Source organism: Sphingopyxis sp. JAI108, from assembly GCF_013410105.1.
GTDB classification, from domain to species: domain Bacteria; phylum Pseudomonadota; class Alphaproteobacteria; order Sphingomonadales; family Sphingomonadaceae; genus Sphingopyxis; species Sphingopyxis chilensis.
In genome coordinates, this window is record NZ_JACCCJ010000002.1 from 557201 (window position 1) to 577500 (window position 20300).

Consider the following 20300-nt stretch of genomic DNA (forward strand, 5'->3'; position numbering starts at 1 on the left):
TCTAGCTTTTCTCGCTTATGAAAAAGCGGGCCACGACCTCGCTCGCCAGCCTTGCGGGACGCAGCGTTTCCGCGTCGATGCAGCACCAGCTCGACTTGACTTCGGCGAGCACCTCTTCGCCGCGTTTGATAATCGTTTCATAAAAGGCCCGCGCGCCCTGAACCTTCTCGAGAATGACCGTCGCGATGACCTGGTCGTCGAGAAAGGCAGGTCGGCGATATGTGATTTCGTGCTTGAGCGCGACCCACAGATGCGCCGCCACCGCCTCGGGCGGCGCGATATGGCGCCAGTGCGCGAGAACCGCTTCCTGTACCCAGCTCAGATAATGGGCATTGTTGACGTGCCCCATGAAATCGATCGCATCGGGACCGACCTTGATGTCATGGTCATGGGGTAGCGCGGCTGAGTTCATATCGTTGACACTAGTGTCAACAAACTGTGACGGAAAGATGAATCTCGAAACTCGCGGGCGATTTCGGCGCAAGCATCCAATCGCTCCTCTCCGCAACATGATAGGAAGGTTGGGCCTGTCACGCGGGAGGGGATGTCATGGAGCATGTTTTCGTTGCCTTGCCGGGCCGCGCCGATGGTGATGGCTTGTATGAAAAAACCTTCCTGCGCGACGAGGCTGGCAGGAAAGAGCGGCAGGTTCTGTGGGGCGATTGGCTGACGCTCGACCCCGACATGCCGCAGACCGGCGAATGGCGCTGGGTCCGCTGGGCCTGGAAGGATCCTGCGAAGCGCAAGCTGCTGAAGATACGCGCAAGCGAGGTTTCCGATCGTCGTCCGCTCGAAATGATCTTCCTCGACGTCGGAATCGGCGACGGATCGGTCCTGATCACGCCCGAGCGCGCGACCGATCCCGACCTGCCGCCGGGGCAGCAGGAGCGCGTCATCGTCGTCGATGCGGGCAAGGGGCGGGCGATGCGCGATTTCCTCGATGCGCGTTTTGGCACCTACCGTGCGGGCATGGCCTTTCACGCAGCGGTCATCAGCCACGCCGACCTCGACCATTATGGCGGTTTTCGCAACATTTTTTCGAACAAGGACATCAGTTTCGAGCATGTCTATCACAATGGCGCGCTCGAACTGCCGACGGGCACCGAGCTCGAGGGCATGGGCGGCATCACCGAACCCGATGCGAGCGGTGTGCGCTACCTCAAGCAGATCGTCGAAAGCGACGCCGCGGCGCGCGCCACCTATGATCCCGAAACCAATCCGTCGAACCGGACCTTCGCCAGGCTGATCGCGACGGCGATCGCGAAAGGCAATGTCGGCAGCTTTTCGATGCTGTCGACCGAACATGGCCATTTCGCGCAGGGCGCGCGGTGGATGCCCGGATTCGCGCCCGGCGACCGCGAAGGTTATACGATCGAGGTCCTCGGCCCGTGGGCCGAGCGTGATGCGGCGGGCAAGCTGCGGCTTCGCAGTTTCGGCGATGCCGCGAAGACGAAGAATGGGCATTCGGTGATTCTGCGCCTGCGCTTCGGTGAATTTTCGATCCTGTTCGGCGGTGATCTCAACACGCCGTCCGAACGTTTCCTCCTGACCCGCTATGCCGGTCTCGACGCCTGGCCGCAGGACGAGGCGGGCCGCGAGGCGATGATCGCCGCGGCGCGCAGTCGCTTTCGCTCGGACGTGATGAAGGCGTGCCACCACGGCGCGTCGGACGTCACCGACGAATTCCTGCGCGCTGTGAACCCGGCCGCGTTCGTGATCTCTTCGGGTGACGACGATGTGAACTACGTCCACCCGCGGCCCGATTTGCTCGGCCGGCTGGGCAAGGCGGGGCGTGGCGCGGCACCGGTGCTGCTATCGACCGAATTGCAACGCTCGACGCGCGAACAGGAGGATGCGGCGCTTGTCCGGCGGTTGAAGCGCGGCATCGACCTGCTGGCGGCGGGCGGCCCCGATGCGGACGAAGAGGGCGCTCCCCTGTCGGACGCCGCGCGCGCGGCGGCGCGTGAAACGCTGGCCAACGCCCTGAATGCCGACGTCGACACGCTGAGCCGGTCCAACGTCAGCGTCGATGGCGCGATCTATGTGAAGACCGACGGAAAGCGGCTGATCGCGGCGTTCAAGAAGGAAACGCAGGATCCCAACAATAAATGGTTCTGGTACAGCTATGCGCTGAAAGTCGATCAGACGATGGTTCTGGTGCCGCGCCCCGAGCATTGAGGCGGGCGCGTCAGCCGCGCCCGCGATACGGCGCGACGCCCTGGTCGGGGAGCCACAGCCCTTCGGGCGGCGGCCCCGATTGCCAGAAGACGTCGATCGGAATCCCCCCGCGCGGATACCAGTAACCGCCGATGCGCAGCCAGCGGGGCCGCATCTCGTCGAACAGGCGACGACCGATGCCGACGGTGCAATCCTCGTGAAAGCCGGCGTGGTTACGGAACGACCCGAGAAAGAGCTTGAGGCTCTTCGATTCGACGATCGTTTCGCCGGGGGCGTAATCGATGACGAGGTGTGCGAAATCTGGCTGGCCCGTCACCGGGCAGAGCGAGGTGAATTCGGGCGCGGCAAAGCGGACGAGATAAAGCTCTCCGGCGCGTGGATTGGGCACATAGTCGAGGACGGCCGCCTCGGGCGAGGCAGGCAGTTCGCTGGACTGGCCAAGATGTTTCGGTGTGAGCGGGGTAGGGCTGGAATCGGTCATGGAAAGGCTCTAGTGCGCAGCGGCGCCGATGTCACCGACTGGTGGATCGGGATCGGCCGGGTTCAGCGCCAATTCAGCGGCGCGGACGACATATGGGTAGTGTGGGATCGCGGACAAGATGACGGTGCGTAACTTCGGGCGACAACAGGCGGCGGCATTGGCGCTGGCGGCGGCAACGCTGGCCGCAGGCGTTCCCGTCGCCGCGCAGGATACAACGACGCCGTCCCGTCCGATCGACTTCCGCCTGCCGCCGCCCGCCGACGACGGTCGCGAGCCCGGCGTGCAGGGACCATCGGACAATGGCTTGCCGCCGGTGGCACCGGGCGAGCGGCGGGGTCAACCGACACCGGCCCCGACCCCCGCGCCTACCCCGACCCCGACATCGCCGCAGGCCGTTACGCCGCCGCGCGTGACGCCGACTCAGCCCGCGACCCCGGCGCCGGATCCTGCGCGGCGCGATACGCCCGCGACTGCGACGCCGCGCCCGGCTCAGCCGGAAGCGACAAATCCGGTTCAGCCCGCGACGGCCGATAATCCCGAATTGCCGCCGCTCGATACGGCCGCGTCGGCGCCCGCCGCAACCGTCAACGCGGCTCCGGCAGCCGCCGACGAAACGCCGGGCGTCTCCGCGCCGAACGGTACGCCGTCGGGCACCCCGATCTGGGCCTGGGTGCTCGCGGCGCTGGCGGCCGCGGCGGTCGCTTTCTGGTACTGGCGTCGCCGCAGCGCGCCGGCCGGTCCGGCGGCAGAAGAGATCGACGAAATCCCGCGGCCGGCGACACGCGCGGTCGCCCCGCCGCTCCGGGCCGCGGCTCCGCCAGCCCCGCGTCCGGCGCCCGCTCCGCCGCCGGCACCCGCATCGCGGCCCGAGCCGGCTTCCGCCCACCCGCTCGTCACCCGCGCCGCGGGCGAGAAGCGTGCCGTGGTCGGCATGGCGCTCGACATTCGCAGCATCCGTTTTGCGCCCGATCATGTCGCGGTCGGCTTTGCGCTCAACCTGATGAATCAAGGTTCCGTGCCGGCGACCGGACTGATGGTGCGCATCGCGCTCAACCAGGGCTCGGCGATGACCGAGCCGGTGCTCAGCCGCTTCTTCGATGGAGCGGGGGGCAGCGTGCTGCGCGACGATATGGCGTTGGCGGTCGGCGCGGGCGAAGAGCTCTCGACCGAAGTGATGCTGCCGCGCGCAGCGATCGAACCGCTGATGATCGGCGGTAGACCGATGATCGTCCCGGTGATCGCGTTCGACGTCACCTATCACTGGGACGGCGATGGCGAGGCCTTCGGACAGAATGCGGGCAGCTTCGTCATTGGCCGCGAACAGGGTGCCAGTGGCAGCGAAAAGCTCGCGCCGCTGCCGCTCGACCGCGCCGCCTATCAGGTCGATCGTCCCGGCGCGCGCGCGACCGCGATCAAGCGCAGTCAATAATTCGGCTCAAAACGGCGCTGCTTTTCTGTTGCGGTGCAGCATCGGCTGAGGCAGGACTGACCCTGCTTGAAAAAGCGCAGGTGGGGGCATAGGCTGGCTATCCCCGGAAAGAAGCCACAGCAGGATGGCCGGGCGAGGGACAGGCAAACAAGGTTCCCGACCGGTCGTAACAGGAGCATGACATGGACGCCTTGGTCTCAACCGACTGGCTGGAACGCGAACTGGGGGCATCGGACCTGCGGGTCGTCGATGCGACGAAATTTCTGGACGCCGGCCGCGATGCGCGCGCCGAATATGAAGCGGGACACATTCCGGGCGCGGTGTTCATGGATCTTGCCGAACTGACCGACGCCTCGAACGCGGTCGAAAACATGGCTCCGTCGGCGGAAAAATTCGCGAGCCGGATGCAGTCGCTCGGGCTCGGCGACGGCAGCCGCATCGTGCTGTACGACGACAGCCCGCTGAAGAGCGCGGCGCGCGCCTGGTGGCTCCTGAAGCTGTTCGGTGCGCACGACGTCGCGTTGCTCGACGGCGGCCTCGCCAAATGGAAAGCCGAAGGCCGCGCGCTCGAAATGGGCAAGCAGACGCTGCGCCACCGCCATTTTACCGTGTGGCGCGATGCGAAGGCGGTGCGCACCAAGGAACAGATGCTCGCGAATGTTGACAGCCGCGCCGAACAGGTCGTCGATGCGCGCCCGGCCGCGCGCTTCACCGGCGAGGAGCGCGATCCGCGCCCCGGCCTTGCGCCCGGCCACATCCCGAACTCGCGCAGCCTGCCGCACGGGGAATTGTTCAACGCCGATGGCACGTGGAAGCGGGGCGATGATCTGAAAGCCGCCTTCGATGCCGCCGGGGTCGATCTCGACAAACCGCTCGTCACCACCTGCGGCAGCGGCATGACCGCAACCGTCGTCGCCTTTGGCGCGCACCTGCTCGGCAAGGACGACGTCGCGGTCTATGACGGCAGCTGGACCGAATGGGGGGGCGACGCCGCGACGCCGAAGGCGACCGGCGCAGCCTGAACCAGGCAGGTCGGATTCCTCCTCGTGTCGGGGTGGCTTTTGGCCGGTGCTCCGCTAACAAGGCGGCGATGAGCAACAGCAACGACGACAGCCTCCGCCCTGCGACCAAGCTCGTGCAGGGCGGACGGCGCGCCGAATGGACCGGCGACCCGCGGCTCGGCGGCGGGATCGTCAATCCGCCGGTCTGGCGTGCCTCGACGATCCTTTACGACAATATCGCCGACCTCAAGGCGCGCGGCCATGCCACGCACGACAAGCTCTATTACGGCCGGCGCGGGACGCCGACGGTGTGGGCGCTCGCCGATGCGCTGACCGGAATGGAAGCCGGCGCCGAAGGGACGCTGCTCTATCCATCGGGGGTCGCGGCGATTTCGGCCGGACTGCTGGCGCTCCTCTCGCCGGGTGACCACCTGTTGATGGTCGATAGCGCCTATGAACCCACCCGCGCCTTCTGCAACGGCATGCTCGCGCGCCTCGGCGTTGAAACGACCTATTATGATCCGCTGGTGGGGGCACGGATCGCCGAGCTGATCCGGCCCGAAACGAAGCTCATTTTCCTCGAATCGCCCGGCAGTCTGACCTTCGAGGTCCAGGATATCCCCGCCATCACGCGAATCGCCCGCGAACGCGGCGTGTTGACGATGCTCGACAACACCTGGGCGACGCCCTTGCTCTTTCCGGCTATCGCGCACGGCATCGACGTGACGATGATGAGCCTCACCAAATATGTCGGCGGGCACAGCGACGCGATGATGGGTTCGCTCACCGCGACGCGCGCCGTGTGGCCGAAGCTTCGCAGCGCCGCCTACCAGCTCGGCCAGTCGGTTTCGCCCGACGATTGCGCGCTGATGCTGCGCGGGCTGCGCACGCTCGACGTGCGGATGCAGCGGCAGGGCGAAAACGGCCTCGCCGTCGCGAACTGGCTCGCGGGCCGGGCGGAGGTCGGCCGCGTGCTGCACCCCGCGCTGCCGGACGATCGCGGCCATGCGATCTGGTCGCGCGACTTTTCGGGCGCCAGCGGGCTGTTCGGCTTCACGCTGAAGGGCGTCGATGAAGCGGCGCGGACGCGCTTCATCGATTCGCTCGCCCATTTCGGGATCGGATTCAGCTGGGGCGGCTATGAAAGCCTCGTCGTGCCGGCCGACCCGGCGACGATCCGCACCGCGACCCGCTGGACCGACCCAGATCCGCTCGTTCGCCTGTCGATCGGGCTCGAGGACCCCGCCGACCTGATCGCCGATCTCGAACGCGGCCTTGCCGCGATGGCGGGATGATCGCGTTGGGCGGGTTGGGCGAAGCTGTCGTCGGCGCGGTCGATACGCTGAAGGCGATCGGCATCGACGTCGGATCGTACCGGCTTTCGCTCTATGGTCTGTTTTCGACGGTCATCGTCGCGATCCTGCTCTATATCGCGGTACGGATCGCGCTGCGCTCGACCAAATGGCTGCTGCGCCGCAACACCCAGATCGACGCGACGCAGCGACTGCTCGCCGAAAAGCTGATCGCGATCGCGCTTTTCGTCTTCGCGATGCTGTTCGGTATCGACCTGCTCGGCATCGACCTGACCGCTCTGGCGGTCTTTTCAGGCGCTGCCGGCCTCGCGATCGGTTTCGGGCTGCAAAAGACCGTCGGCAATCTGATAGCGGGAATCATCCTGTTGATGGACCGGTCGATCAAGCCGGGCGACATCATCGTCGTCGGCGATGGCAGCGCGATGGGTGGCACCAGCCTGCCGGGCGGGATGCCCAATGTCGGGCGCGTCGCCAAGATCGGCGTGCGCGCGGTCAACGTCATCACCCGCGACGGCAAGAAGCATCTGATCCCGAACGAGCTGCTGATGACGCAGGCGGTCGAGAATTGGAGTTTCGCCAGCCCAGAGGTGCGTGTGCGGATGCGCGTTCCGGTCGGCTACGACTGCGACCTCCGGCTCGCGCAACGACTGATGGTCGAAACCGCGAAGGAAAATCCGCGCATCCTTGCCGAACCCGAACCCGTCGTCTGGATCACGGCGTTCGGCGAACGCGCGGTCGAGCATGAGCTTCGCTACTGGATTTCGGATCCCGAAGCGGGGCTCGGAAATATCCAGGGCGAGGTGTTTCTGGGAATATGGGACCGCTTCAAGGAAGCTGGAATCCGCATTCCTTACCCCCGCACGGACGTGCGGATGGTCGGGGCGCCGGATGAGGATCCGGCGCCCGCCGACGGAGTTTAGAAGCCGGTTTTCTTCGCGCGCTCGACACATTCGACGATGATGCGCTTCGCTTCGTCGACATCGCCCCAGCCGTTGAGCTTTGCCCATTTGCCGGGTTCGAGATCCTTATAGTGGGTGAAAAAATGCTCGATCTGCTGGAGCACGATCGGCGGCATGTCGGTGTAGCTCACGACGTCGGCATAATAAGGGAAGGTCTTGTTGACCGGGACGCACAGCAGCTTCTCGTCGCCGCCGGCGTCGTCTTCCATGAGCAGTACGCCGATCGGGCGGCATTTGACCACCGCGCCCGCGACGATCGGCGAGCGGGCGACGACCAGTGCGTCCAGCGGATCGCCGTCCTCGCCCAGCGTGTGCGGGACGAAACCATAATTGGCGGGATAGCGCATCGGGGTGTGCAGAAAACGGTCGACGAACAGCGCGCCCGACGCCTTGTCGAATTCATATTTCACCGGCTCGCCGCCGATCGGAACTTCGATCAGGACGTTGAGGCTGTCGGGCGGGCTGTCGCCGGCGGGAATCAGGTCGATGCGCATGGGAGAAGTCAGTCCTTTGTTTTTTGATTCGGGCGCCCCTTAGCCGTTCGCGCCGCGCGAAGTCGAGACACGCCGAAGCCGCGCGGCGATGACCGGTGTCTCGACTGCGCTCGATACGAGCGTACGATGGCGGGATTTAAAGCGCCCGCCGCGGCGCCAATAGCCGATCGAACCAGTCGGGGCCACTGCCGCTTTTTTCGAGATGCGGCCAGCGCAGCCCTCCGTGATAATCGATCTCGACATTACGATAACGCCCGCCGCGTTCGACGAGCAGCCGCACCGGCGTCTTGCCGTCGGCCGCCGCCTGAACCGCAGTTTCGATCCGCTCGCGGCTGTAGGCGAGCCCATCCACCGCGACGATTTTCGTACCATTGACGATATCGGCCTTGAAGGCGGGGCCGTTCCACAGGATGCCGGCGGCGACGCCATCCTTGTCGATCGTCATTCCCAGCGAATGGGTGAGGTCGGCGTTCCTCGCCTGCGTCATGCGGTCGCGATCGAAAACGTTCGGCGTATCGCTCCAGACGAGGCGGTACCCCGCACGCTCGATCCCGCCGACGGGCGCCGGCTGGCCGCTCGCCTGCATATGTTCGCGCAGGAAGCTGGCCCAGTCATAAGGGTGGACGAGGTTCAGCGCCGCGACCACATCGTCGAAGTCATAGCTGTCCTGCCCCCAATCGCCTTCGCGCCCGCCGAAAAAGGCGCGCGCGAAATCGTCGAGGCTCTTGGCATTGTTCGTCGCGCCGCGGATCAGCATGTCGGCCTCGAGCCACATCAGCGACCCTTCGTTATAATAATCCTCGCTCCGCGACCAGCTGGCGAAGGGCTTGGGCTTGCGCGCCGCAATCACCGGGTCGAGCGTCGTGTCCTCGACCGAGCGCCACTCGCGGCCGGGCTGGACGCTGTAATAGCCGGCGTTGGTCGCCCATTCGGCGAGCACCATCTCCTTCGACTGCATCCCCGACCGCGCGGCGAGCACGAGATCCCAGAAGCTCGTCTGCCCTTCGTAGACCCACAGCAGATTGTCCTGCATGGGGGTGCGATAGTCGGGGGTCCACAGCTTGTCCGGGCGGCGATATTTGCCGTTCCAGCTGTGCGTCAGCTCGTGCGGGAGCAGCCCGCGCTCGCTGTCGTTGTCGTTCCATTTGGTGAAATAGTCGGGGTTGCGGCTGTTCTCGCTCGACCGATGATGCTCGAGGCCGATGCCGCCGAGCTCGTCGGTCAGCGCGAGCAGGAATTCATAACGGTCGAAATGGCGGACCCCGAACAGCGCGACGGCTTCGGACACCAGCGCGGCGTGGCGCGCGATATGGTCGGGACTCGCCTCCAGATATTTCGCTTCGTCGGCGACGACATTCAGCGTCACCTTGTTACCGAGATCCCATTTGCGGAAATATTTGCCCGCGAACATCGGGCTGTCGACGAGCGACTCGTAATTGGTCGGCGCGAAGCTGTAGCGGCCCGCCGACACCTTGAGCCCATCGAGCGCCGCCGCGCCGGTCCAGCCCTCGGGCAGCGTCACTTCAAGCTGTACGGGGATGTTCCGCGTGAAATAGCCTGCGGGATACAGGCTGACCTGTTCCCATTGCAGGTTCATCATGGCGGGCGTGACGACGACGCGGCCCTCGCTCGTCCGGGTTGGCGACAGGAAGTCGAACATGACGTCGATACTCTTCGTGCCTGCGGGGACGTCGATGTCGAAGGCGTAGACGTCGGTCGGCTGTCGCGTCCAGGCGAGCGGCTTGCCGCCCGCCGATGCCTTGAACCCGGCCATCTCGGCGATCGCGCCGCGCGGCGCGTGCTTGCCGGGCAGCCATTCGGGATAGAGCAGCGTCAGCTTGCCCGCCTTCGCCACCGGAATCGTCTGACGGACATGGAAGATACCGCGTGCGACGTCGGTCGCATCGACCCGCAGCTGCATCATACCGGGATAGGGCTTGTCGGCGGGCAGCGGGATGGTCAGCGGCTGGACGACGGGCTGGGGGCGGCTATTGCCGTCCTGCGCGTGGATGGGGGAAAAGGCGAGGGGAGCGGCAAAGGCGGCGGCCGCGACGAACAGTGCTTTTTTCATGGGGAACCCCTCTGCCGCGAAATGGCGCCAAGGTCCAGCGGCGGCTCTGCAAGCGCGCTTTGCGTTTCGACGAAAAAGCATTAGACGCCGCCGCCATGAGCAAGGACAAATCCGCCAGAATCCCGACGCCGCAGGCTGTGCGCGGCACGCAGGACATGCTCGGCGATTTCGCCGACCGCTTCGCTTATGTTGTCGAGACGTTCGAGCGGGTGCGCCGCCTTTATGGCTTCAAGCGCGTCGAGGTGCCGGTGATCGAACCGACCGCGGTGTTCGCGCGCTCGCTGGGCGAAACAACCGATGTCGTGTCGAAGGAAATGTATTCGTTCGAGGACCGCGGCGGCGAATCGATCACCTTGCGCCCCGAATTCACCGCAGGGATAGCGCGCGCCTATATCACCAACGGCTGGCAGCAGTTCGCGCCGCTGAAAGTCGCGACGCACGGGCCGCTGTTCCGCTACGAGCGCCCGCAGAAGGGGCGCTATCGCCAGTTCCATCAATTGGACGCAGAGGTGCTCGGCAGCGACAGCCCGCTTGCCGACGCCGAACTGCTGGTGTTCGCCGACCAGCTTTTGAAGGAGCTGGGGATCGCCGAAGGCGTGACGCTGACGCTCAACACGCTGGGCGATGCGGATAGCCGCGATGCTTGGCGTGCGGCGCTCGTCGAGCATTTCGAGGCGCATCGGGGCGACCTCAGCGAAGACAGCCTTGCGCGGCTCGACAAGAATCCGCTGCGGATCCTCGACAGCAAGGATGCAAAGGACCGACCGATCGCCGACAGCGCGCCCGACATCGACGCGTTCCTGACGAACGAGGCGCAGGATTTCTTCGGTGCGGTGACCGCCGGGCTCGACGCCGCGGGCGTCGCGTGGGAGCGCAACGCGCGGCTTGTGCGCGGGCTCGACTATTATCGCCACACCGCGTTCGAATTCGTCACCGACCGGCTCGGCGCGCAGGGCACGGTCCTCGGCGGCGGGCGCTATGACGGGTTGATCGAGAATCTCGGCGGCCCCGCGACCCCGGCGGTCGGCTGGGCGGCGGGGATCGAGCGGCTGGCGATGCTGCTCGCCGACGATGTGATCGACAATCGGCTCGACGCGGTCATCGCGGTCGAGGACGACGGTCAGCTTGAATATGCGATGAGGGCGCTTGCAGCGATGCGTAGCAGGGGACTTGCGACTGAAATCGTTGCCACGGGCTCGCCGCGCAAACGCTTTGACAAGGCCGGAAAGATCCCAGCGCGCGCACTGATTGCGATCGGCTCTCGCGACGGGCAATCCTACACCAACATTCGTGGCGACAGCGAGCTCACAATAACTGTCGACGCCATCATTCGCACGCTCTGATGACCTCCGTTTCCGAAAAACAGATCGACGGCATCATCGAACGCCACGCCGCGCTCCAGGCGCGCATGGCGACGGGCGACATGGCGCCCGCCGATTTCGTTGCGGCGTCGAAGGAATTTGCCGAACTCGAGCCCGTCGCCAAGGCGGCAGCGGAGGTGACGCGGCTGCGCGCCGAGCTCGTTTCGCTGAACGAAATGCTCGCCGATCCCGAGATGAAGGCGATGGCGGCCGAGGAAATCGCCACTGTCGAGGCGGCGTTGCCGACCGCCGAACACGATCTCGCGATCAAGCTGTTGCCCAAGGACGTCGCCGACGAACGCGCGGCGATGCTCGAAATCCGTGCCGGAACCGGCGGCGACGAAGCAGCGCTGTTCGCGGGCGATCTGCTGCGCATGTACAGCCGCTATGCCGATGGGCAGGGATGGAAGGTCGAGGTCATCTCGGCGAACGAGGCCGAGGTCGGCGGTTACAAGGAAGTCGTCGCGTCGGTGACGGGGCAGGGCGTTTTCGCGAAGCTCAAGTTCGAAAGTGGCGTCCACCGCGTCCAGCGTGTTCCCGCGACCGAAAGCCAGGGGCGCATCCACACCAGCGCCGCGACCGTCGCGGTGCTGCCCGAGGCCGAGGAAGTCGATGTCGCGATCAACGACAATGACCTCAAGATCGACATTTATCGCGCGAGCGGGGCGGGCGGGCAGCACGTCAACACCACCGACAGCGCGATCCGCATCACGCATATCCCGTCGGGGCTGGTCGTGATCCAGCAGGACCAGCGCAGCCAGCACAAGAACAGAGCCAAGGCGATGCAGGTGCTGCGCGCGCGCCTCTATGACCTTGAGCGTGAGAAGATCCACAGCGCCGAAGCCTCGGCGCGCAAGTCGATGGTCGGGTCGGGCGATCGTTCCGAACGCATCCGCACCTATAATTTCCCGCAGGGCCGCGTGACCGACCACCGCATCAACCTGACGCTCCACCGCCTGCCCGAGATACTGGAAGGCGCAATGGACGAGCTGATCGACGCGCTGATCGCCGAGGATCAGGCGCAGCGGCTGGCGGGGCTGGGTGAGTGATGTCGGGTCCGCGCTGCGCGAGGCGGCGCGGCGGCTGGAGGGCGTGTCCGACACGCCGCGGCTCGACGCCGAATTGCTGATGGCGCACGCGCTGGGGGTCGAACGGCAATCGGTGTTGCTCGATCCCGCGCGCTATGATGTCCCCGTCCGTTTCGCCGAACTCGTCGCGCTGCGGATGAAGCGCGAACCGATCGCCTATATTCTGGGCTACCGCGATTTCTGGACGATCCGCATCGGGGTCGGTCCGGGTGTGCTGATCCCGCGGTCCGACAGCGAAACATTGATCGAGGCGGCCATCGAGCATTTCGATGCGGCGGGGCCGGAGCGCATCCTCGATCTGGGGACCGGGCCCGGTACGCTTCTCTTTGCGGCACTCGGTGAATGGCCTGCGGCGTGCGGCCTCGGTGTCGACGCCAGCGATGTGGCGCTCGACTATGCCAATGAAAATGCGTTGCGGCTGGGGCTGGAAAACCGGGTGCATCTGATGCGGGGCAATTGGGCTGATCAAGTGGAAGGCCGGTTCGACCTTATTCTCTGCAATCCTCCCTATATAGCCGACAGCGAAGCGTTGATGCCCGATGTCGCCGATCACGAGCCCGCGGGTGCGTTGTTCGCGGGCGCCGACGGTCTCGACGATTATCGCCGCATCATCCCCGATTTGCCGCGGATATTGGCGCCCGGCGGGGTCGCGATCCTTGAAATCGGGCATAGGCAACGCATATTGGTAACGGAGCTGGCCGAAGCAGCGGGCTTTGCCGTCGAATGCCGTCAGGATCTCGGCGGTCGCGACAGGGCGCTTTTGCTGACCCGCGCCTGATACCCGCACAAGAATTCGCTTGGTTTCGGCCGCAAAGCGCGTTAGGGGCGGCTTACAGACCCGGCACGGGTACCTTGATCGGTCCGGCTGGTCTGTTTCCCACTTACGATGCTGGTGCGGGGCTTTGGGGCCCGGCGCAAGCGGTAAAGGGCAAGAACCGCGCATGGCGCGGGCGCGACGCGCAATTGGCGCGATCGGCCAAAAGGGGTTGGCGTAGCTTATTAGCTTATTCGACAGGATGTCTCAGTTGAACATGAACAACCGGCAGAGCGGTCGCCGTCGCGGCCGCAACAACAACAGCAACAATAACAACCGCTCGCAATCGGGCGGTCGCGGTGGCCTTGACCAGGCCAACCGCATCGACAGCCGGGCCCGCGGCAATGGTGCCCAGATGATCGAAAAATACCGCAACCTCGCGCGCGATGCGCAGCTTGCGGGTGACCGGGTCCAGACCGAATATTATCTGCAGTTCGCCGACCATTATTTCCGCGTCGTGAGCGACTTCCGCGCCCGGCAGGAAGAAAAGGCCGCGGCGAGCGGCCAGGAGCGCAGCCACGACCGCAGCCGCGAGATTCGCGGCGTCGAAGACTTCGACGGCCATGACGATACCGACGGCGATATCGATACCGACAGCGGCCGCGACGACGGCGAAGCCGGTGACGAGCGTAATGAGCGCAGCGACCGTGGCCAGCGTGACAATCGCGACAATCGCGGCAACCGGGAGGCCCGCGGTGATCGCGACGACGACAATCGCGGCAGCCGCCAGCAATCGCGCGGACGGACCGCTCGCAATCGCGACGAGGACGAAGGCCGCGACGGCCGGAACGATCGCGGCGAAGTCGCTGCGCGCGACGAAGCCGCCGAGCAGGAGCCGGCCCCGCGTCCGTCGCGCCGTCCCGCACGCCGCGTCCGGCAGGATGACGGCGCCGACAAGGACAATGCCGGGATCGACACAGCGGTTCTGCCGCCGGCAATCGGCCGGGCCGATCGCAGCGCAGAAGACAGCGAAACCGCCGAGGTTGCCGCCGCGCCCAAGCCGCGCCGGACGCGCAAGACGTTGGCCGCGCGCGATACCGGGGTTGAAGCGGCCGAATAAGCCGGCGATTTCACGCTGGTTTTTCCGATTCGCATGACATAGCCTCCCCGCGGGATATTCGCGGGGAGGCTTTTTTATGCGCGGGTTGGCAGTGCTTTGCGTTCCATTTGTCCTGACGCCGCTCCCCGCCACGGCGCAGGACCCGGCTCAGGCGAATGCGCAGGGCGACCTTGCGGTCACCATCTATAATGGCGGCCAGTCTCTCGTTCAGGACATTCGCCAGATCGCGTTCCCCGCCGGCCGGACCCGACAGGAGTTTCCCGACGTCTCGGCCCAGATCCGGCCGCAGACGGTCTCCTTCGCTGCAGCGAACACCGCGATCGTCGAGCAGAATTTCGACTATGATCTCTTGTCACCCAATGCCTTGATGCAAAAGGCGGTGGGGGAGACGGTGACCCTGCTGCGCACCAATCCGGCGACCGGCGCGGAAACGCGCGAGCGCGCCAAGGTGCTCGCGGTCAACGGGGGCGTCGTGCTCCAGATCGGCCCCAGGATCGAGATATTGCGCGACGACGGCCTGCCGGTGCGCGTGATCTTCGACAAGATTCCGCCGAACCTGCGCGCCAAGCCGACGCTGTCGATCACCGTCGACAGCGACCGGACGGGGACACGGCCCGCCACGCTGTCCTATCTGACGAACGGCCTCGGCTGGGCGGCCGACTATGTCTCGCTCTACGACGAAAAGGCGGGAACAATCGATGTCCAGGGCTGGGTGACGCTCTCCAACAACACCGGCACGACGTTCGACAAAGCGAAGACGCTGCTCGTGGCGGGGACGCCCTTGAGCCGCGGCGCTATCTCGCCTGCCTATCGCCCGCGATCGCAGGCGCCTGGCAATTTGCGCCGCGCGGGCACAGAAACCGCGCCGCGCGAGCAACTCGGCGACTATTATCTCTATCCGCTCGCCGAACGGACGACGATCGCCAACGCGCAGACGAAGCAGGTGAGCTTTCTCGACGTCAGCGGAGTGCCGGCACAGAAAATCTATGAATTTACCGTCGGCGGGTTCAATACGATGACCGAACCCGCGAGCGCGGCGAGCGTGATCAAGTTCAACACAAGTGCGAACGGGGGCGGCCTCGGCGACGCCCTGCCGGCGGGAACGGTGCGATTCTATCAGCGTGACATGCGCGGCGATCCGCAGTTCATCGGCGAAAACAGCATCGGCCACACCCCGATGGGCAGCGAACTCGGTCTCGTGACGGGGCTCGCGTTCGACGTCAAGGTGCAGGCGACGGTCGTGAAGCGCGAGCGTATTTCGGACCATCGCTGGCGGACGCAGATGTCCTATCTGCTTACCAATGCGCGGCCGAATCCGGTGACGCTCGACCTCATCCAACGCGGGCTCGACTGGTATTGGGACGACACACGCATCCTCGACGAAAGCCGGAAGAGCGAACGGCTCGACAGCGACGGCACGCGGTGGCGGGTCGAATTGCCCGCCAATGCGGAAGCGACGATCACCGCCACCTTTGAAACACGTTACTGATCCGCTGCCGGGGATGCGCCGCTGGCCGTTCCTTTTGTCGATGCTCGCCGCGTCCCCGGCGGCGGCGCAGCCGGCGGTCACTTCCTCGGCACCCGATTCGGTGTCGGTCAGCGTTTTTCGCGATCCCCGACGCGACGAGGGCGGAGAGATTTCACCCGGCTGGTTGAACGGCTTCGCGCTGATCTCGGAAAAACGGACGGTCGATCTGCCGGCGGGCGAGGCGGTGATACGATTCGAGGGCGTCGCCGAGGGGATGATCGCGGTGTCGGCGATCGTCACCGGCCTGCCCGGGGGCGTGGTGCAGAAGAATCGCGACGCGGCGCTGCTCTCGCCTGCCAGCCTCCTCGACGGATCGCTCGGCAACCGCGTCCATATCCGCCGCACCAACCGCGCGACGGGCAAGGTCACCGAGGAGGAAGCGATCATCCGCTCGGGGCCGGCGGGGGCCGTCGTGCTTCAGACACGGGCGGGCTATGAGGCGCTACGCTGCACCGGCATTCCCGAGACGGTCCTTTACGATGGCGTGCCCGCGGGGCTGACCGCCAAGCCGACGCTGTCGGTGACGACGCGCAGCCCGACGGCGCAGCGCGCCACGGTCACGCTGACCTATCTATCGACCGGCTTCGACTGGGCGAGCAATTATGTCGCGCGCGTGCGCGAGGACGGCAAGACGCTCGACCTTTTTGCCTGGCTGACGGTCGCCAACAGCAATGGCGAAAGCTTTGCCGATGCCGGGCTCGCCGCTATCGCGGGCACGCTGAACAAGGTCAGCGATTTCGAGGAACTCGCCGAGCGCCCGCGCACGCCCCCGCTTCATTTGCGCTGCTTTCCGACCGGCAGCGGACGCTATGGCGCTCCGCCCCCACCTCCGCCGCCGCCCGCGCCTCCCCCCCCGGCGATGGACGCCGGGATGGACAGCATCGTCGTCACCGCGCAGCGCAGGCCGAGTGCCGAGATGTTGTCGGCCGTTGCGGTCGTGGCGAGTCAGGAGGATGTGGGCGATCTCAAGCTCTATCGCGTGCCCATCCCGGTCACCGTCGCCGCAAACGGGCAGAAACAGGTGGCGCTGCTCGTCAAGGACGGCGTGCCGTTTCGCACCATCTACCGCCTGCGCGTCCATCCCGGCGACGAAGGGGAGGCGATGATGCCCGAAATCCTGCTGCGGATGCAGAACCGGGAAGCCGGAGGTTTGGGGGTTCCGCTGCCAAGCGGGCAGGCGGCGGTGTTCGAACCGGTCGGCGGCCGGGACATGCTCGTCGGCGAGGGGCCGATGCGCGACCATGCGGTCGGCGAAAAGGTCGATCTCGTCATCGGCGAGAGCAGCCAGGTGCGAATCGACGTCGAGAATTATGTGCCGCCGAAGAATGGCGAGCACGATTATCGCATCACCGTGACCAATGCGAACCCGCACCCGGCGGATGTCGAACTCGGCTTCGACGTCGATGACAGCGACCGACTCGATTCGCGCATCCGCAAGCTTCCCCGCCGCGACGGACTGCTCACCTGGGTCGTCCGGGTGCCCGCGAACGGCAGCAAGACCTTCCCCTACCGCGTGAAGGCGGAAGACTAGGTGGGGGGCAGCGGGCGGGGGCGGTGATTCTCGTCGAGCGCGACGAAGGTGAACAGTCCTTCGGTAACGCGCTCCTCGGTCCGCCCGCCGTCGCGCGTTGCGATCACTTCGATCCGGATGCCCATCGAGGTGCGTCCGCGCCGCTCAAGATGCGCATAGACCGAGATGATGTCGCGGAGCAGGATCGGCGCGATGAACTCCATCGTTTCGATTGCCACCGTGGCGACCGCGCCCTGCGCCTCGCGCCCGGCGACGATTCCGCCCGCGATATCCATCTGGGAGAGAACCCAGCCGCCGAAGATATGGCCGTTGGCATTGATGTCGGCAGGGCGCGGGACGACGCGCAATATCGGATCGCGCGGGCAGTCGGGGGAGGGCTTATCGGTCATGATTCATATCCGGATCGTCTGCAAAAGGGTCTTCGATCGATTCATCGTGGCCGCTGCCACTCGACAGGAAGACGAGTCCCATCAGCGCTGCGCCGAGCATCACCGACAGGCCGACGCCGGCCGCGGTCGCGATGATCATGTGGATCGTCAGCGTCTCACCCATCGTGAAGCGGAGCCAGCCGAGCGCGCCGACGACAGCGAGCAGCGACACAAGCGCCATGCCCTTCATCAGCCGGCGATAGCGTGCCCAGGCGATGTTCGACGTGTCGCGATTGTCGAGCGGGGAACGTTTGACCATGCGCGCCTCCATGGACCAAGCCGCCGTCGCGGCCAAGCGCCATCGCGGTCGGTGGGACGTTTCGTCCCACCGGCGAATCATGATAGGCTCGCCCGGCAACAGAACCAAATATGGGAGCGGCAGCTATGACGATCGGAGCGATTCTTCGTGAACGGACCGGGACGGTGATTGCGGCGCGGCCGGTCGACACGGTGCGCGCGGTGATCGACCTGCTCGCGCAGAATCGGATCGGCGCGGTGCCGGTCGTCGAGGGCGACGCGGTCGTGGGCATTTTTTCCGAGCGCGACATCGTGCGGCTCTTGTCGTCCTATGGCCCCGCCGCGCTCGACCGTACGCTCGACGATGTCATGACCAAATCGCCCGTCACCTGCGATCCGAACATGGCCGTGATCGGGGCGTTGTCGCAAATGACGCAGAAACGGATTCGACACCTGCCGGTGGTCGATGGAGCCAGGATGGTCGGTTTTGTGTCGATCGGTGACCTGGTGAAATACCGAATCGACCGGATCGAGGCCGAAGCCGCGGCGATGCGCGACTATATTGCATCCTGAACGGGCGCGTCGGCCGCGGGCGCCGGGCGGCGGAGCACCAGGCGAATCACTTCGGCGAGCGCCTTTCGCTCGAGCAGCCACAAGAGTGTGCCGTAAAGCGCTACGCCGAGGCCGACGAGCAAGGCGAGCTGGAGCGGGGCGGCAAGGCCGAGTGATTCGAGGGCCTGGCCCGCGAAGCCGACCCCGATCGCCATCACCAGCGCGGGCGCGAGGCCCGGCAGCATCGCGCGGGCTATATCCCATAAGGATACGCCGATCAGCGGTGACGAAAGCCGCGCGGTGATGACGAGGAGCAGCGGCGCGGCGACCAGCCATGCCCATGCCATGCCGACCAAACCCCACTCGGCACCGACGAGAAACGAGACGGGAAAGAGAATCGCGCCGCTCATCGCGGAGAACATCGAAATCGACGGCTTGCCGAGGGCATTGGTGACCGGGGCGAAGAGAATCTGGACCGTCATCAGGATCAGCGCCAGCGAGATGAGCTGGATATACGGCACCATGCCGAGCCACTTGGCGCCGAAGAGTGTCTCGATCATCGGTCCTGCGACCACGGCGAGCCCGCAATAAAAGGGCGCAGCGACAAGCATCAGGATGCGCACCGTCTTGAGGAAGGACCAGCGTACCGCGGCGGCATCCTTCTTGATTCGCGCATAGGCGGGAAAGGCGACCTCGTTCAGCGGCGGTACGAACTTCGCCATGAATATCTGCGCGAGGAAGAGCGCCTCGGCATAAAGGCCGAGCGCGTGCGCATCGAATCGCGCGCCGGCGATGAAAATGTCCGACTGGCTCTGCACCAGCCAGAAGAGCTGGCTGAACAGAACCGCCGAGCCGAATCCGACGATCTGGCCGCAACCCTTGAAGTTGAAACTGGGCCAGACAAGCAGCCGCGCCACCAAGGTCAGCCCGATCGCGCGCGTCCAGAACATGGCGATCGGAGCATAGACGAGCGTCCACACGCCATAACCCGCGAGCGCGCAGCCAAGCGCGGTGCCTGCGCCCGCGAGCGCGGCCAGCAGGTTGACGATCGCCTGGCGCCGGAAATCGAGCGCGCGACTCATCATCACTTCGGGGAGCGCGATAAAGGGCGTCGCGAGGAAGAGCAGCGCCTGCACGCGAAGAAGGTCTGCGACCATAGGCTGCCCATAATAGGCGGCGGCGAGCGGGGCACCGAAGAACTGGATCGCCGCGAGCAACGCGTTGAGCAACAGCAGCAGGCCGAATGCTTGCCTGATTCGGAACGGGTCGACCGAGTCGGATTGCACCAATGCACTCGCGAATCCCCATCCGTTGAGGAAGGCGAGGAAGGAAAGGACGACCTGCGTCATCGCGAAAAGCCCGTAATCGGCCGGATTGAGCAGTCGAATCACGAGCAGCGTGGAGGCCCAGGTGATGATTTGCGCCAGAATCTGGCTGCCCGAACGCCAGATCACCGCGCTTCTTACGCGGCTTCCGAATGCCTCGGCACTTTCTTCCTCTGCGCCGACGCCCTTGAATTCCGCGGTTTCACTCACCATTTTGTCCTTCTGGCCAGGGTCTCTCCCGGCGCCTCGAACAACTTTTGAAACAAAATTGCAAAAAGGTTGTTGACGCGAATCAGAGAGGGGCCTAGAGGCCTGTTCACCGGACGGGGCGCGGCGCCAAACGCCACACACCAGCCGGTCGCCAACAGATACGGACAGATGTCCCCCGATAGCAATAGCGGGGAACGACAACTGTCCGCTGTTTCTTGTCGGTGAGCTCTTTGAAATTGT

At 65.5% G+C, this 20300-nt stretch carries 19 protein-coding genes; 12 read left to right on the forward strand and 7 right to left on the reverse strand.

The genetic code is table 11. The features are described from left to right. Window position 1 precedes the first annotated feature (1 nt). On the reverse strand, window positions 2-412 hold the full coding sequence (locus HDC29_RS13595; protein ID WP_179498377.1) for a thioesterase family protein: 411 nt from the start codon (window positions 410-412) through the stop codon (window positions 2-4). 137 nt (window positions 413-549) lie between these two features. On the opposite strand from HDC29_RS13595, the gene HDC29_RS13600 reads away from it, so the two are divergent. Beyond that, the gene (locus tag HDC29_RS13600; RefSeq protein ID WP_179498379.1) at window positions 550-2178 is read left to right on the forward strand and encodes a ComEC/Rec2 family competence protein; all 1629 of its coding nucleotides are present in this window, start codon (window positions 550-552) and stop codon (window positions 2176-2178) included. A 10-nt stretch (window positions 2179-2188) separates the two neighbouring features. Here HDC29_RS13600 and queF read toward each other — a convergent pair whose 3' ends face one another. Next, window positions 2189-2659, reverse strand: a complete 471-nt coding sequence (queF, locus tag HDC29_RS13605) for a preQ(1) synthase (protein ID WP_179498381.1) — start codon at window positions 2657-2659, stop codon at window positions 2189-2191. 118 nt (window positions 2660-2777) lie between these two features. Between queF and HDC29_RS13610 the strand changes: the two genes are divergently transcribed. The 4 genes from HDC29_RS13610 to HDC29_RS13625 all read left to right on the forward strand — a co-directional run bounded on the left by HDC29_RS13610 (window position 2778) and on the right by HDC29_RS13625 (window position 7322). Continuing rightward, window positions 2778-4088, forward strand: coding sequence for a hypothetical protein (locus HDC29_RS13610; RefSeq protein WP_179498383.1), 1311 nt, complete (start codon window positions 2778-2780; stop codon window positions 4086-4088). Between the two features lie 182 nt (window positions 4089-4270). Further along, on the forward strand, window positions 4271-5110 hold the full coding sequence (gene sseA / locus HDC29_RS13615; RefSeq protein ID WP_179498385.1) for a 3-mercaptopyruvate sulfurtransferase: 840 nt from the start codon (window positions 4271-4273) through the stop codon (window positions 5108-5110). 68 nt (window positions 5111-5178) lie between these two features. Further along, window positions 5179-6384: a cystathionine beta-lyase gene (gene metC / locus HDC29_RS13620; protein WP_179498387.1), complete on the forward strand. Its 1206-nt coding sequence runs from the start codon at window positions 5179-5181 to the stop codon at window positions 6382-6384. Further along, the gene (locus HDC29_RS13625; protein ID WP_179498389.1) at window positions 6381-7322 is read left to right on the forward strand and encodes a mechanosensitive ion channel family protein; all 942 of its coding nucleotides are present in this window, start codon (window positions 6381-6383) and stop codon (window positions 7320-7322) included. The genes metC and HDC29_RS13625 overlap by 4 nt, the downstream gene beginning before the upstream one ends. Here HDC29_RS13625 and ppa read toward each other — a convergent pair. Then, window positions 7319-7855, reverse strand: coding sequence for an inorganic diphosphatase (ppa, locus tag HDC29_RS13630; protein WP_179498391.1), 537 nt, complete (start codon window positions 7853-7855; stop codon window positions 7319-7321). The two genes, HDC29_RS13625 and ppa, sit on opposite strands and share 4 nt — an antisense overlap. A gap of 136 nt (window positions 7856-7991) precedes the next feature. Then, window positions 7992-9926 carry a M61 family metallopeptidase gene (locus HDC29_RS13635; protein WP_179498393.1) on the reverse strand — a complete coding sequence of 645 codons (1935 nt, stop codon included), beginning with the start codon at window positions 9924-9926 and terminating at the stop codon, window positions 7992-7994. Between the two features lie 95 nt (window positions 9927-10021). On the opposite strand from HDC29_RS13635, the gene hisS reads away from it, so the two are divergent. The 6 genes from hisS to HDC29_RS13665 all read left to right on the forward strand — a co-directional run bounded on the left by hisS (window position 10022) and on the right by HDC29_RS13665 (window position 17308). Further along, window positions 10022-11269 (forward strand): histidine--tRNA ligase, encoded by a 1248-nt coding sequence (hisS, locus tag HDC29_RS13640; RefSeq protein ID WP_179498395.1) that lies wholly within the window; start codon window positions 10022-10024, stop codon window positions 11267-11269. Beyond that, window positions 11269-12336 carry a peptide chain release factor 1 gene (prfA, locus tag HDC29_RS13645; protein WP_179498397.1) on the forward strand — a complete coding sequence of 356 codons (1068 nt, stop codon included), beginning with the start codon at window positions 11269-11271 and terminating at the stop codon, window positions 12334-12336. The genes hisS and prfA overlap by 1 nt, the downstream gene beginning before the upstream one ends. After that, the gene (gene prmC / locus HDC29_RS13650; protein ID WP_373562806.1) at window positions 12329-13153 is read left to right on the forward strand and encodes a peptide chain release factor N(5)-glutamine methyltransferase; all 825 of its coding nucleotides are present in this window, start codon (window positions 12329-12331) and stop codon (window positions 13151-13153) included. Before prfA ends, prmC begins: the two co-directional genes overlap by 8 nt. A gap of 253 nt (window positions 13154-13406) precedes the next feature. Further along, window positions 13407-14249, forward strand: a complete 843-nt coding sequence (locus HDC29_RS13655; protein WP_306455589.1) for a DUF4167 domain-containing protein — start codon at window positions 13407-13409, stop codon at window positions 14247-14249. 76 nt (window positions 14250-14325) lie between these two features. Next, window positions 14326-15738, forward strand: a complete 1413-nt coding sequence (locus HDC29_RS13660) for a DUF4139 domain-containing protein (RefSeq protein ID WP_179498401.1) — start codon at window positions 14326-14328, stop codon at window positions 15736-15738. After that, on the forward strand, window positions 15722-17308 hold the full coding sequence (locus HDC29_RS13665; protein ID WP_257018279.1) for a DUF4139 domain-containing protein: 1587 nt from the start codon (window positions 15722-15724) through the stop codon (window positions 17306-17308). The genes HDC29_RS13660 and HDC29_RS13665 overlap by 17 nt, the downstream gene beginning before the upstream one ends. On the opposite strand, the gene HDC29_RS13670 is transcribed toward HDC29_RS13665, so the two are convergent. After that, the gene (locus tag HDC29_RS13670; protein ID WP_179498403.1) at window positions 17305-17697 is read right to left on the reverse strand and encodes an acyl-CoA thioesterase; all 393 of its coding nucleotides are present in this window, start codon (window positions 17695-17697) and stop codon (window positions 17305-17307) included. The genes HDC29_RS13665 and HDC29_RS13670 overlap by 4 nt on opposite strands. Beyond that, complete coding sequence (locus HDC29_RS13675; RefSeq protein WP_179498405.1) at window positions 17687-17995, reverse strand: hypothetical protein; 309 nt, start codon at window positions 17993-17995, stop codon at window positions 17687-17689. The genes HDC29_RS13670 and HDC29_RS13675 overlap by 11 nt, the downstream gene beginning before the upstream one ends. A 125-nt stretch (window positions 17996-18120) precedes the next feature. Here HDC29_RS13675 and HDC29_RS13680 point away from each other — a divergent pair, with 125 nt between their 5' ends. Beyond that, window positions 18121-18546, forward strand: coding sequence for a CBS domain-containing protein (locus HDC29_RS13680; RefSeq protein WP_179498407.1), 426 nt, complete (start codon window positions 18121-18123; stop codon window positions 18544-18546). On the opposite strand, the gene HDC29_RS13685 is transcribed toward HDC29_RS13680, so the two are convergent. Next, entirely contained in the window at window positions 18531-20063 is a 1533-nt protein-coding gene (locus HDC29_RS13685) for a lipopolysaccharide biosynthesis protein (RefSeq protein WP_179498409.1), read from the reverse strand. The two genes, HDC29_RS13680 and HDC29_RS13685, sit on opposite strands and share 16 nt — an antisense overlap. Between the last annotated feature and the right edge of the window lie 237 nt (window positions 20064-20300).

What these genes read in the sequence shown, in the direction of transcription:
- HDC29_RS13595 (WP_179498377.1), bottom strand. Translation starts at nt 412, where the DNA reads ATGAACTCAGCCGCGCTACCCCATGACCATGACATCAAGGTCGGTCCC.
- HDC29_RS13600 (WP_179498379.1), top strand. Translation starts at nt 550, where the DNA reads ATGGAGCATGTTTTCGTTGCCTTGCCGGGCCGCGCCGATGGTGATGGC.
- queF (WP_179498381.1), bottom strand. Translation starts at nt 2,659, where the DNA reads ATGACCGATTCCAGCCCTACCCCGCTCACACCGAAACATCTTGGCCAG.
- HDC29_RS13610 (WP_179498383.1), top strand. Translation starts at nt 2,778, where the DNA reads ATGACGGTGCGTAACTTCGGGCGACAACAGGCGGCGGCATTGGCGCTG.
- sseA (WP_179498385.1), top strand. Translation starts at nt 4,271, where the DNA reads ATGGACGCCTTGGTCTCAACCGACTGGCTGGAACGCGAACTGGGGGCA.
- metC (WP_179498387.1), top strand. Translation starts at nt 5,179, where the DNA reads ATGAGCAACAGCAACGACGACAGCCTCCGCCCTGCGACCAAGCTCGTG.
- HDC29_RS13625 (WP_179498389.1), top strand. Translation starts at nt 6,381, where the DNA reads ATGATCGCGTTGGGCGGGTTGGGCGAAGCTGTCGTCGGCGCGGTCGAT.
- ppa (WP_179498391.1), bottom strand. Translation starts at nt 7,855, where the DNA reads ATGCGCATCGACCTGATTCCCGCCGGCGACAGCCCGCCCGACAGCCTC.
- HDC29_RS13635 (WP_179498393.1), bottom strand. Translation starts at nt 9,926, where the DNA reads ATGAAAAAAGCACTGTTCGTCGCGGCCGCCGCCTTTGCCGCTCCCCTC.
- hisS (WP_179498395.1), top strand. Translation starts at nt 10,022, where the DNA reads ATGAGCAAGGACAAATCCGCCAGAATCCCGACGCCGCAGGCTGTGCGC.
- prfA (WP_179498397.1), top strand. Translation starts at nt 11,269, where the DNA reads ATGACCTCCGTTTCCGAAAAACAGATCGACGGCATCATCGAACGCCAC.
- HDC29_RS13655 (WP_306455589.1), top strand. Translation starts at nt 13,407, where the DNA reads ATGAACAACCGGCAGAGCGGTCGCCGTCGCGGCCGCAACAACAACAGC.
- HDC29_RS13660 (WP_179498401.1), top strand. Translation starts at nt 14,326, where the DNA reads ATGCGCGGGTTGGCAGTGCTTTGCGTTCCATTTGTCCTGACGCCGCTC.
- HDC29_RS13670 (WP_179498403.1), bottom strand. Translation starts at nt 17,697, where the DNA reads ATGACCGATAAGCCCTCCCCCGACTGCCCGCGCGATCCGATATTGCGC.
- HDC29_RS13675 (WP_179498405.1), bottom strand. Translation starts at nt 17,995, where the DNA reads ATGGTCAAACGTTCCCCGCTCGACAATCGCGACACGTCGAACATCGCC.
- HDC29_RS13680 (WP_179498407.1), top strand. Translation starts at nt 18,121, where the DNA reads ATGACGATCGGAGCGATTCTTCGTGAACGGACCGGGACGGTGATTGCG.
- HDC29_RS13685 (WP_179498409.1), bottom strand. Translation starts at nt 20,063, where the DNA reads ATGGTGAGTGAAACCGCGGAATTCAAGGGCGTCGGCGCAGAGGAAGAA.